This window comes from Peribacillus sp. YIM B13477 (assembly GCF_042787955.1).
In the GTDB taxonomy this organism is placed as follows: Bacteria; Bacillota; Bacilli; order Bacillales; family DSM-1321; genus Peribacillus; species Peribacillus frigoritolerans.
Window position 1 is genome coordinate 764,725 of the sequence record NZ_JBHZPD010000002.1, and the last position, 12,736, is coordinate 777,460.

A 12,736-nucleotide genomic window follows, 5' to 3' on the forward strand; every position below is an offset into this window, starting at 1 on the left:
ATTACGCATTTAAGCAGATTTGTGTTATTCAGGAGCAGTGAGAATGATTTTACCGTCCATGATGGTCATTTCACTTTCGTTTCAGGTATCTCCTCAAGCGGAACCCCAATAGGATCACGGTCGAGGACAACGATATCGGCAAGCTTCCCCACTTCCAATGTCCCTTATTCATGCTCTTAAAATTACCTTTATAAAGTAAACATTAGATTGCAAAGTTAGCAGAAACGGTTATTTTTTTACTAATGTATTCGCCTGAACATAAACAACGTGTCCACCAACAATCGTTCGTTTAAATTTCAGGCGAAGTATACCAAATTTTGAGAAGAAGGATTGCACAGCCTTAATTACGATGTGGTAAGCGTAAAATAAGACAGCAAGCCCTACTTTTAAAAAACAGAATTAGCTTAATGGGTACGGACCTCCCAAGAGAAAACACATGCATTATTTTTACTGATTAACTAAACAGCGCTTTGTTTGTTCCCTTTTTTGAAGGGGATGGGGTCGGGAGAATTTCTTTTTGCAATATAGGGCCGTATGTATCGACACGACGGTCTCTAAAGAATTGCAGAATTTTTCTAGTCTCTTCTATTTCTTTTAAATCAATTTCTTGGACAATAATTCCTTCTTCCTCATCAAGTGAAGCTAAAATATTCCCGAATGTATCGCTAATGAATGAACCGCCGTAAAAATTCATGTCCTTTTCCTGGCCCACTCGATTTGTCGCAGCAACGAATACACCATTAGAAATGCCATGAGCGGAAATTGCCTTTTCCCAGGATGATCTTGTTGATATCTCGGGATGATCTGGCTCTGAACCAATAGCAGAAGGATAGAATAATATTTCTGCACCCTGTAAGCTCAAAATTCGGGCAACTTCTGGATACCACTCATCCCAGCAAATCCCGACTCCTATTTTTCCATAAGCCGTTTCATAGACAGGATATCCAGTATTGCCTGGAACGAAATAATATTTTTCATGATACTGGGGACCATCCGGAATATGACTTTTTCTTGTACTCCCTAAACATTCCCCATCAGCATCAAATACAGCTGCACTATTAAAATAAATACCAGCACCTGCTCTTTCGTAAAAAGGGACAATCAAGACAATGGCCAATTCCTTAGCCAATTCACCCATTGCGGCCAATGTACCGCTATCTACATCTTCTGCTAAATCATAATTTTTCACACTAACCGTTTGCGGAAAATATTGCGAAGAAAATAATTCCTGCAAGCAAACGATTTGTGCGCCTTTATTTACTGTTTCTTTTATTTTCCCTATCGTTTTTTGAATATTTTCCGCAATGAATTCCCCGCAATGAATTTGAATAAGCCCAACTTTCACTTTTGACATTTTCTCACTACCTACCTTTTATCATTTTTTATCTTATACGGTTGTGACGACCTGGTTTTCATATACGATCTTTCCATCCATGATCGTCATCTTTACTTCTGTTTCAAGAATTTCCTCTGTTGATATGCTAAATAAATTTTTATTTAATACTGCGATATCCGCTATCTTCCCTGCTTCCAATGTGCCTAATTCCTTTTCTCTGAAAGACCCGAATGCCGGTGTAGCCGTGTAATACTTTAACGCTTCTGCTAATGTTACTCCTTCCGACTCTTGCCACGCCTTCCCGGTTAAATCTTTTCTCGTGATTGCCTGATAAATGCCCATCATGGGATTTAAGGGCACTACAGGAAAATCTGTACCAAAGGCAATTTTTGCACCAGTATCCATGAGTGTTTTGATAGGATAATAGAGTGGTTGTTGTTTTTCACTGATTCTGGCCGTATATGCCTCACTTTCCATTAATTCAATATGTTTAGGTTGAAATGAGGCGATTACATTTAATTCCTTAAAGCGATGAACATCGTCTGGATGCAATACCTCCACATGTTCAATGACATGTCTGGCATCTCTTTCCCCATTTACGTTTCTCGCTTCTTCAAATGCATCCAATGCTAAGCGGACAGCACCGTTGCCAATAGCATGGAAACGAATTTGAAATTTTTCCTTATCTGCCTTTTTTACTAATTGTTTAATTGTTTCAGCTGGAAAAGTGGTCCCGCCTTTTGTTTCAGGACGGTCTTTGTAATGATCCAATAAAAAAGCAGTATGACTAGTCACGACACCATCTATAAATTGTTTTAATCCAGAAAAGGTAAGCTTGTCTGACTGATAATTTTTTTGTAATTCCTTGGCGGCAGCTACATCCATTTTTAACTCCGGCGAAAAGTGAATTCTGGTTGTTAGTAACCCTTCTCTCTCAAATTCCTTAAAAATTTCAAGGTCGTCTAATGGATTCGGAGCAATTTTAGCTCCGTATAAATCATTTACGGATGTGATTCCCAACCTTTTTGTTTCATTAAGAAAATCTTGGAATAGGCTTACACGTTTTTCTTTCGGTAATTTGTATGCATGTTCTGATGCATACCCAATTGCCTGTTCAAATAGAAGGCCTGTCAGTTCCCCATTTTCATCTTTTCCAATTTCCCCATATTCCGGATTTGGGGTATCCTTCGTTATTTGGATCATTTCCATCGCTTTACTATTGATCCATGCGTAATGCACTTCCGCATTGAATAATAAAACGGGACGATCACAAATATATTTATCCAGTGTCGTTCTATGCGGCAGCACTTTATTCTTCCAATTGGTATGATCCCAGCCAACACCGAATATCCACTCATCATTTGGTCTCGTTTCTGCAAATTCGGCTACTATTTTGGCTGCATCTTCTTCTGAAGCTGCATCAAATAATTTGGCACTATCCTTCTGTAAAATGCTTCCCATCATAATGTGCATATGAAAATCATGAAATCCCGGAATGATCAGCCCTTCTTCGAAGTCATACACCTTTGTTTGATCTCCAAGGAATGACATTATATCTTCTTTAGAACCGATTTTAATCATTTTATTATCTTTAATAGCGATAGCTGCCTGTATAGGCTCATCTTGTAATCCAGTAAAAACATGTTGACCAGAAAGAATGATATCTGCATTTACCATTATTATCCTCCTTGATGCATAAAGCTTTTATGCTTGAATTTCTTTTTCAATCGCACTATCAATAGAAAGCTCTGGCGGCCGCTTACTAAACATTTTCGTATTTGAAAGCAGCATGATGACACCAATTCCGAACCATCCTAGTCCGAGTAAAAGTGCCTTTGAATCAAGACTGGTCCATAACCAAATTGTGAAACTCGTACCAATCATTGGAAGTATTAAATATTTAAGTGCATTAATTCCTTTTCGCTGTTTTTCTCTAATAAAATAATGGGAGATAACCGAAAGATTGACAAAAGTAAATGCAACAAGCGCCCCAAAGTTAATAAAGGATGAGGCTGTCACTAAATCAACAAATAATGCAGATAAAGCAAAAATACCCACTAAGATGATGTTGTGTGTTGGAGTTTGAAATTTCGGATGAATATGACCAAATATTTTCTTTGGAAGAACTCCATCTCTTCCCATCGCATACAAAAGCCGCGAAACACTTGCATGAGCTGATAAACCGGAAGCCAGCCCCCCGGTAATGTATCCTGCTAGAAAAATAGATTGAAATAAATGACCCCCAATGTACATGGCAATTTCCAAGGAAGCGGAATCTGGATCTTTAAAGGCTTGGAAATTCGGGTAAACAAGGTGACTGATGTATGAGATGGCGACAAACAGACCTCCTCCTATTAATGCGACGAGGAAAATGGCCTTTGGTATCATTTTTTTCGGATTAATGGTCTCCTCCGAAAATGTGGTTACAGCGTCAAATCCTAAAAAAGATAAACATAAAATGGAGGATCCTGCCAATACTAAAGATAGCGGTATATCGCCATTCACGAATGGAGAACCCATGAATAATGTTCCTGAACCCATTCCGTTCAGTAACCCTTTAATCGAGAGGAATGTAAATATAACGATTATTAAGAATTGAAAGGCAACTAATAATAGATTTATTTTTGTTGCTATTTTCACTCCAATTATATTTACAATGGTGATTAAAATGACAAAGGCAATTAACCAGACGGAAAATGGGACGGATGGAAAATAAGCGTTTAAGTAAATGGCGATCAATAATCCATTGATCATTGGCAAAAATAAATAGTCCAATAGGATGACCCATCCCACTAAGAATCCAAGGTGAGGATTAAGGGCCTTTTGAGTAAATGTATAAGCAGAACCGGCAACAGGGTAGGCTTTGACCATTTGACCATAACTATAGGCTGTAAACAACATACCTACCAAAGCTATGATATAAGCAGCCGGCACCATCCCTTTCGTTATTTCCGCAACAACCCCATAAGTTGAAAAAACTGTTGTAGGTGCCATATAAGCCAATCCAAATAGCACTAAGGGAAATACTGTTAACGAACGTCTTAATTTTGCATTCTCCATGTATCACTCCACCCTTATTCGTGATTAATTAATTTATATGCAAATACCATACCAAGTGGGGATTAATGGTATTTTTCCAACATTTTCAATATGCAGATCATTCAGTTAATTAAAAGGTTTATGCAATTCTACATCAATTATTTAATATTGCATAATCAGTCGTCCAGTGACGGGATATGGCAACCCATTTATTCAATACTTTTCTTCTTCAGCTAGCCGTCCTCGGCGCTCATTATTCGGATATGTAAGAAATAACTATTCATTAAGTCATATATTAAGGGGAAATTAGATAGCAGGGCCGTCGAAAACCCAGCTGCTAATAAAGATACCATCGCTAAAACAAATCCAATAATCAAATATATCTTTAAGTGCCATACCGCCTGCAATAGATGCAGTAGATGTGCATAACAATGAAACATAATCTTTTCATATTTTTTACACCCTTTTTTAGTGGGTAATATCCTCAATCCTTAATAATAGGAATAATCATTGCGGAAATATGGTTCGTTTTAGCCCGAGACTATCCTGAAATTCACAAATTAGTGAATAAACGAGAAAAAGAATATACTTGAAGACAGAGATATTGTTGATACTGCCAAAGTTAGAGCACCTTGAAATACATTTCTGAAAAGCTATAGATTTTGGGCGTTAGGATTGCAATATTTTGTTGTTTCATATTACTTTCTTTTTAGTTTGGTTACCTACCTATCTACTCGAGATAGAGGATTTTCATTAAGTAAAACGGGATTTTCTCCATTCCTACCTTAGTTATCAATACTCATATAATCCCTGTGTTTATTGCAGCTATATTATGGTTGTTTGTAAAACGGATACTTCATTACTAAATAATATTAAGGAGTGATATTGTGAATTATTTGGTATTTCAAATGGATTTAGAAGTTGGAAATCCAGAAGAGAATAGGAAAATCATTGAACGCTGGTTAGAAGCTAACTACAGTGATGATTTGGACGTTGTAGTATTTCCTGAAATGTGGTCTACGGGTTATGCGTTAGAAGAATTGAAAGAAATCTGCAAAGTGGATGGTAATCAATCAATTGAATTTTTACAATCACTAGCTAAGAAGTTTACTGTAAACTTGGTGGGTGGCTCAATTGCCGTACTAGAAGGTCAAGATATCTTTAATCGTGCAGTTATTGTAAATCGAATGGGTGAGATTGTTCATACATATGACAAGATGCACCTTGTTCCGATGTTAGATGAACCCAAGTTTTTAACAGGCGGTCATAATCAAGTGGAAGTATTTGAACTTGAAGGTGTGAAAATGGGGATTATTATTTGTTACGATTTACGATTCCCTGAAATTATTCGTGACTTAGCATTACAAGGTATTCAAGTGTTACATATCGTAGCAGAATGGCCACTCGCAAGGGAGAAACATTGGAATACGTTACTTCGTGCGCGCGCAATTGAGAACCAAATGTATGTTGTTGCATCAAATGTAACGGGAACAAAGTTAGGAGTGGAATTCGCAGGCTGCTCACAAATTGTAGATCCATGGGGAGATATTGTTCAAAAATTAGATCAAGAAGTTGGTGAATTAAAGGCAACTTTAGAATTAGAAAAAGTACCTCAAATAAGAAAAGATGTTCCCATATTCGATTCCAGAGTACCAGAAAAGTATAGAAAGTTATAAAGTAGAAGCTACTCCAGAGATACAATCTGGAGTAGCTTTTTAGGTTTAATTCTTTTAGTATAACAAAGCATAAGTTTAACATGGAAAATTCATATAAGGATATAATTAGATAATTTCTTATACAACTATACTGCCCCGTTAGCCATTCATGAAGCGCAAAAATCAGCGCTTCACCACAGAGAATGAAAATCAGCCTCTATGTCGATAATGTTTTAATGGCTGGCGAAGAAGGTCGTTGAACTATGGTGCCTTTGAGCCCATCCGTTAGTCTGACTCCGACGCCCACGGTGTACCACCGACTGTCGCGCCTTTTATGGGTAGCACTCATGGGAGATTAATCCTTTTTTGGTCGTCGCGCTAGCCTCTACTTAACTTGCTATAATTGGAGGTTTTTGTATAACGATTTATCAAACTCAATCAGATCACTCATAAGGCTCAGCCTTTTTTTAAAAGCGCTTTTACTGAGTCTATTTTGTTGTGGTTTTTTCCGGATTTTGAGCTTTTTTAATTTTCATGGGAGTTCATTAAGCAAAAAGGTCACCAAATGGCAGCCCCGGAAAACTGCAGTAATAATATACGTGCAAAATAGCACTTAAAATAAGTGCAAATTATCACCCTAAAGTAACACAATTCCGTTTAGTTATGATATCAACTTTAGTTAAAATAAAAACACCCCATTTCTGGGGTGGACATCTCTTGGTCATATGTTCTTTAGTTCTTTAACGAGTTTCTTCTATTTTACTCATTCTCCTATTTTAAGGTAACTACCAGAACGGTCGTTTTACCGGCTACAGATTGTCCACTATAGTGGTACTCTAAATGTGTCACAATGTCTCCATTGGTAATGATCATCGGTGTAATAGTACTTGATGCTTTTTCCTTTACTAGTTCAAGGCTGTAGGTGACCAATATGTCTCCTGCTGTAACCTGGTCACCTTCTGCCACACAAACGGAAAACCCTTCTCCTTTCATATTAACCGTGTCCAATCCAATATGAATCAATATTTCCAGCCCTTCTGCCGTTTCCAATGCAATGGCATGCTTCGTCGGGAAGACATTGATGACTTTTGCATCAGCCGGCGCCACTACCTTCCCTTCGATAGGAAAGAAAGCAATACCATCTCCCATCATTTTCTGTGAAAAAACTGGATCCGGTACATCTTCAAGCTTTAAAATTTCTCCTTCAATTGGCGATACTAATTTTATTTCTGAAATTTTTGTTTTTTTTCCAAATAAGTTTTTTAACAAGGTAATACCTCCAATTATTTTTAATATTCTGGCTGAACAGCAAATTTCTTAAGCAACCACTTTTTTGATTTATTCTTTTAGCTAGTCTGATTTCGGTCCAAAAATTGCCTAGATGTTATTTCCTACCTCCAAAACGCCTGCAGCTCCAAGGCCTTTTAATAGGTCCTTATCAACTTAGCAAGCCAATCGGTCGGTACTTTTCCGTTTAGGGCAGGCGCCATTATTGATCGATTTGCTGCAGTTGATAAATCGCTTCTTTGGCCGGAATGGAAGAGATTGCTCCTTTTCCAGTCGTAGTAAGAGCGCCACTAGCGTTTGCAAAGCTTAGGATTTCTTGGTGATGAAGTTCAAGAACTTCTTCCAGATTTCCTTGCCGAACGTCTTTTTCTAACAACTGATACAGCAAGCCTCCGATAAATGCATCCCCAGCCCCTGTTGTATCCTGTACGCCTACGCGATACCCGGTTGATTCGTATTTTTTACCTCTTACATATAATTCGGCACCTTGAGCTCCTTTTGTATAAATTACTGCTTTAACAGCACCAGTAAATAACGAAGAAACTGCTTTTTCTTTGTCAGTAATCCCGGTAATAAACTCAAGCTCTTCATCAGAAATTTTCACAATATGAACCATTGGAACAAACTCTAAAATCGTTTTTCGGCATTCTTCAGGATCAGTCCAAAGCGGAAGGCGGACATTTGGGTCAAAGCTGATGATTCCGCCTTTTGCTTTTACGGAAGTAATGGCTTTCACATGTGCATGCTTCATAGGACTTTCCACTAAATCGACTGAACAGAAGTGGAGGAGGTCGCCGTTTGCAAACCAGCTATCGTTAATTTCAGTCTCATGAAGCAGCAAATCTGCAGAAGGATTGCGGTAGAAAGAGAAATCACGTTCACCATCTTCAAGTAAAGATACAAAAGCAAGGCCTGTGTTGGCTTCATTCGTTCTCGTAATTTTATCTATTTTCACGCCGGCTTGCTGCAATTGTTCTAAAAGAAAGTCCCCAAATGAATCCATTCCGAGTTTAGTAATTATCGATGCATTGCCGCCATTTCTGGCAACTGATACAGCAACATTCGCTGGAGCGCCTCCTGGAGCACGCTCGAATTCCATTACATCTTTTAGTGCGATTCCTTTTTGAAGGGGGATAAAATCAATTAATACTTCACCGATTGCATATAAATTTCTCATACCTTACCTCTCGCTTTCATACATAACTCCATTTTTTTGCTTGAAAAGTGGTGCTTCCAGATAATGCAAAGAAACGAATTTCATTTCTGTTTTCACGAGGAAAGATCCGGCTCGTGAATACTTCTTCACCGTCATTGATGAAAATCTCAACAGAAGAGGTATCTACAAATAAATGAAACTTAATTTTTTTGGTATTCACAAAGCATTTTCGGATTGTTCCATAAGCTTCTCCAACGGTCTCACCTGAAGAAGAACGGTCAAGAATGACTTTTTTCTCTACAGTATCATATTTAATGACCGTTTTTTCATCATCACCGGCCCTGAATTCAATACCAAATTCAACGGCATCGTTGTTTTCAAATTCACATACCATTTCATAGGATACTCCTTTGAATTCTTCATACATGTTCTTGGTGTTCTTCAAAACACCTTTTACTTCAGTTTCCTGCCTGCGTAGCGCTTGAAGTTCCTGCACTGGCCGCTGAATCAGTTTGCCGTTTCGAACAGATAATTCTCTTGGCAGTGTTAAACAATGCGCCCAGCCATTTTTGTCTGTGGGTAGGTCGATTTCAGGCAAGCCCATCCATCCGACAAGGATACGCCTTCCGTCAGGATTAACCATTGTTTGCGGCGCATAAAAATCAAAGCCTCTGTCAAGCTCCTGAAAAGAGCCATGTGATAGTGAGTGGGTTATTGTATCTAGCTTGCTGCCAATAACATAACCGGATTGATAAATATTGTGGTAAAGGTCTCCCTTGGGCTCCAAACCTTGTGGAGAAAACATCAGTACACCATAGTTTTGCAGTTCAAAATAATCCGGACATTCCCACATATATCCAAAGGTTCCAAGGTCAGTTTGTAACTCTCCTTCAAAGGTCCAGTTTACTAGATTGGAGGAACGATAAAGGACGACACATCCTGTTTTGTCTTTCCGCTGTGCACCGATTACTGCATAAAAGGTATCATTTTCTCTCCAAACTTTCGGGTCGCGGAAATGATTAGTATATCCTTCTGGTACGTCCCGAATGAATGGATGGGTCAATTTTTCAATTTGTCCCGTTTTCTCCATGATGGCGATACATTGATAGGGATGTCTTTGCCAATTCTCATTACGGGTGTTGCCGGTATAAAATAAATATAGTTTTCCTTCATATTCAATAGCACTTCCGGAATAGGCTCCATGGCTGTCATAATAATCATCCGGTGCGATCCCGATGCCGGCATTTTCCCAAGAAACGAGATCTTTTGATTTCGTATGATACCAATACTTCAACCCATGTACAGGACCAAGTGGAAACCATTGGTAGAATAAATGGTACTCGCCATGATAAAAAGAGAAGCCATTAGGGTCATTAAGTAGGCCGGATAAAGGCTGTATATGAAAGGTTTGTCGCCATGTGCATTCATTTACTCTTGTTTGCAAATTTTGTAGCTCTACCTGATTAACATCTTCAACGCGGCGATAACGCTGTTCTTTTGTCCATCCCATGTGATCAGACTCCTTTAAAAAATCAGAGGGCTGTTCCTTGTTTCGAACAGCCCTTTTCATATTAATAAATTAGGCTGCTTCTTTTCGAGAAAGGGCAGCAACTTTTTTATCTGTCCGTTTTGCTAAACTGAATGTTGCGATAAAGGCAACAGCAAATGAAATGGCCATACCAATTATATAAAAGATAATTGTATCTGTTTTGATGGAAATAATCCCTGGTAAACCTGCAGCGCCAAGTGCAATCGCCTTTACTTTGAAGAAGGTGACGAAAGCAGAAGCCACTCCTGAACCTATAATTGCTCCAATAAATGGATACTTCAGTTTTAAGTTAACACCGAACATTGCAGGTTCTGAAATCCCTAAAAGAGCCGAAATACCCGCTGCAGATGCCGTACCTTTTGTTTTTTTATCTTTCGTAATGAAAGTAACTGCAAGGGTTGCTGCACCTTGAGCAATATTGGACATTGCTGCAATTGCGAAAATAAAAGAGCCCCCAGTTTTTGAAATATCAGAAAGTAATTGTGTTTCTACAGCAATAAAGCTATGATGCATACCTGTGATAACGATTGGTGCGTAAAAAAGTCCAAATATAGCTCCTCCGATAAAACCAGTTCCATCATATAAGAAAATGAGACCGTCTGTTAATAAGTTCCCTGTAGCACGAGTAATCGGTCCTACTACTGTGAACGTTAAGATACCAGTAATAAAAATTGTCAATAATGGTGTTAGAATATTGTCTAGTGTGGAAGGAATGACTTTTCGCAAATACGTTTCTATTTTTGCTAAAATAAAGGAAGCAACAAGTACCGGCAACACAGTGCCTTGATATCCGATTTTTTCAATTTCAAATCCGAGAATATTCCAGACCTGAATTTCACCGCTTACTAAGGCTCCTCCGTATCCCCAACCATTCAATAAGTCAGGGTGAACCATTAGCATTCCAAGTGTAGCACCCAGATAAGGATTTCCGCCAAACCGCTGTGTGGCAGAGAAACCGATTAAGATTGGAAGGAATACGAATGCTGCGTTGGCAAATGTATTAATTAGAGCTGCTAAATCTGCGAATCCCGGGTTAGCTTCGACAATGGATTGCCCTGCGATAAATAAGTCAGGTGCTGTGAGCAAGTTGTTAATCCCCATCAATAGACCGCCGGCAACAATTGCAGGAATAATAGGAACAAAAATATCAGAAAGCATTTTTACAAAGCGCTGAAGCGGATTCATTTTCTTCGAACCAGCATCTTTTACATCTTTCGTCGACATTTCAGTAAGTCCAGTTAGCTTTGAAAACTCTTTGTATACTTCATTAACAGTTCCCGCACCGATAATAATCTGGTATTGTCCTCCAGTTGAATATGTTCCCTTTACTGCATCCATCTCATCTAGTTTTGCTTGATCGACTTTATCTTCATCATGTAAAGCTAAGCGGAGCCGAGTCGCACAGTGTGCTGCAGCTGCCACATTTTCTTTCCCGCCGATTGCCTCCAATATTTCCTGGGATACTTCTTTATAATTCATAATGATCCTCCTTTTAAACGTTTATAAGCGCTGGATTGGAACCGGTTCCGTTTGAATCCAAAAAAATATATGAATATATCAAGCGACGGAACCGGTTCCAGCGTAAACCAAAAAAATATAATATCAACAAGTTGATTTACAGAAACCGGTTACATTTTAGAGAGAAATATTTGGTAACCGATTTCATTTTGATTATAATCGGTGTAGTAAACGATTGTCAACGCTTTCTCTTTCAATAATTTTATATTTTGATAGAGATAATTTTGGTAATTCTTCCCCGTTAACAAGCTTTACGATACTTTTAGCTGCCATTTGTCCTGCTTCTTTGTAATAAAATTTCGCTGTAGTTATGCCTGGGTGTATCATCTCTGTTACTTCATAACCTCCAAATCCAGTGATTGACAAGTCTTCTGGAACTTTTAAACCTCTTAAATAAGCTGCTTTCAAAGCACCAATCGCTATATTATCAGTTGCACATACGATAATAGAGGGAGTGAATTCCTCAATAATAGAGGGGACATTGATTAATGCATCTGTTATGCTGAAGCTTGTTTCATAATACCTTACTTCACAGTCTGATTTTTCATCTATCGCCCGCTGAAATCCTTTTTTTCGCATGACTCCTACAGCAATATCTTTTCCTGTTACGCCCAAATAAGCAATCTTACGGTGACCTTTTTCCAGCACATGTTTTCCGAGATCATATGCTGCTTCATAATCATTGTGTATGATGCTGTGAATAGTTTCATGCTGCTGACCAACCAGTAAAACGGGCAAGTGCAGCTCTTTGAAGGCCTCTAAATGGGCGTCTGTAACTTGGGATGGAAGCAAAATCATTCCCGCAACCTTTTGCTTAGCCAGTGTGTAAATATTTTCAATTTCCCGATCTAAATCCTGACCGGTATTTGAGATCAGCATTTGATAATTTAGTTCTCTTAATTGTTCATCAATACCAATTAACGTATGAGAAGAAGCATACGAATCAAGTCTCGGTACGATGGTACCGATTATATTAGTTTTCTTTGCTTTTAAACTTTGAGCGAAGGCATTAGGAGCATAGCTGGTTTCATTTATCACACGTTCGATTTTATTTTTCGTTGCCTCACTAACAGAACCATTATTTAGATAACGTGAAACTGTACTCTTAGCAACTCCGGCAAGCTTCGCGATATCAGTAATTGTAACCAAAGCATTCATCTCCGTCTTTATATGGATTTATTTATTATACACCAATA

Annotated in this window: 9 protein-coding genes; 1 reads left to right on the top strand and 8 read right to left on the bottom strand. The window is 38.4% G+C overall.

Annotated elements, in window-relative coordinates; all coding sequences use genetic code 11:
- Positions 1 to 454 precede the first annotated feature (454 nt).
- The 3 genes from ACFX4H_RS10420 to ACFX4H_RS10430 are packed head-to-tail and all read right to left on the bottom strand — an operon-like array spanning position 455 to position 4,396.
- Positions 455 to 1,354, bottom strand: coding sequence for a carbon-nitrogen hydrolase (locus ACFX4H_RS10420; RefSeq protein ID WP_377435120.1), 900 nt, complete (start codon positions 1,352 to 1,354; stop codon positions 455 to 457).
- A gap of 33 nt (positions 1,355 to 1,387) precedes the next feature.
- Positions 1,388 to 3,013, bottom strand: coding sequence for an amidohydrolase (locus ACFX4H_RS10425; protein WP_377435121.1), 1,626 nt, complete (start codon positions 3,011 to 3,013; stop codon positions 1,388 to 1,390).
- A gap of 27 nt (positions 3,014 to 3,040) precedes the next feature.
- The gene (locus ACFX4H_RS10430) at positions 3,041 to 4,396 is read right to left on the bottom strand and encodes an APC family permease (RefSeq protein WP_377435123.1); all 1,356 of its coding nucleotides are present in this window, start codon (positions 4,394 to 4,396) and stop codon (positions 3,041 to 3,043) included.
- 866 nt (positions 4,397 to 5,262) lie between these two features.
- On the opposite strand from ACFX4H_RS10430, the gene ACFX4H_RS10435 reads away from it, so the two are divergent.
- Positions 5,263 to 6,051 (top strand): carbon-nitrogen family hydrolase, encoded by a 789-nt coding sequence (locus ACFX4H_RS10435; RefSeq protein ID WP_241636913.1) that lies wholly within the window; start codon positions 5,263 to 5,265, stop codon positions 6,049 to 6,051.
- A gap of 750 nt (positions 6,052 to 6,801) precedes the next feature.
- Here ACFX4H_RS10435 and ACFX4H_RS10440 read toward each other — a convergent pair.
- From ACFX4H_RS10440 to ACFX4H_RS10460, 5 genes are all read right to left on the bottom strand, one after another.
- Positions 6,802 to 7,299, bottom strand: coding sequence for a PTS sugar transporter subunit IIA (locus ACFX4H_RS10440; protein ID WP_034314990.1), 498 nt, complete (start codon positions 7,297 to 7,299; stop codon positions 6,802 to 6,804).
- A gap of 220 nt (positions 7,300 to 7,519) precedes the next feature.
- Positions 7,520 to 8,494, bottom strand: coding sequence for a carbohydrate kinase family protein (locus ACFX4H_RS10445; RefSeq protein WP_377435124.1), 975 nt, complete (start codon positions 8,492 to 8,494; stop codon positions 7,520 to 7,522).
- Between the two features lie 16 nt (positions 8,495 to 8,510).
- Positions 8,511 to 9,983 (bottom strand): sucrose-6-phosphate hydrolase, encoded by a 1,473-nt coding sequence (locus tag ACFX4H_RS10450; RefSeq protein ID WP_377435125.1) that lies wholly within the window; start codon positions 9,981 to 9,983, stop codon positions 8,511 to 8,513.
- A 69-nt stretch (positions 9,984 to 10,052) separates the two neighbouring features.
- A complete protein-coding gene (locus ACFX4H_RS10455) occupies positions 10,053 to 11,501 on the bottom strand; it encodes a sucrose-specific PTS transporter subunit IIBC (protein ID WP_034314997.1) in 1,449 nt (482 codons plus the stop codon).
- Between the two features lie 192 nt (positions 11,502 to 11,693).
- Positions 11,694 to 12,689: a LacI family DNA-binding transcriptional regulator gene (locus tag ACFX4H_RS10460; RefSeq protein WP_237752163.1), complete on the bottom strand. Its 996-nt coding sequence runs from the start codon at positions 12,687 to 12,689 to the stop codon at positions 11,694 to 11,696.
- Positions 12,690 to 12,736 lie beyond the last annotated feature (47 nt).

Excerpts from the sequence above, each read along its gene's own strand:
- ACFX4H_RS10420 (WP_377435120.1), bottom strand. The coding sequence starts at position 1,354 with ATGTCAAAAGTGAAAGTTGGGCTTATTCAAATTCATTGCGGGGAATTC.
- ACFX4H_RS10425 (WP_377435121.1), bottom strand. The coding sequence starts at position 3,013 with ATGGTAAATGCAGATATCATTCTTTCTGGTCAACATGTTTTTACTGGA.
- ACFX4H_RS10430 (WP_377435123.1), bottom strand. The coding sequence starts at position 4,396 with ATGGAGAATGCAAAATTAAGACGTTCGTTAACAGTATTTCCCTTAGTG.
- ACFX4H_RS10445 (WP_377435124.1), bottom strand. The coding sequence starts at position 8,494 with ATGAGAAATTTATATGCAATCGGTGAAGTATTAATTGATTTTATCCCC.
- ACFX4H_RS10450 (WP_377435125.1), bottom strand. The coding sequence starts at position 9,983 with ATGGGATGGACAAAAGAACAGCGTTATCGCCGCGTTGAAGATGTTAAT.
- ACFX4H_RS10455 (WP_034314997.1), bottom strand. The coding sequence starts at position 11,501 with ATGAATTATAAAGAAGTATCCCAGGAAATATTGGAGGCAATCGGCGGG.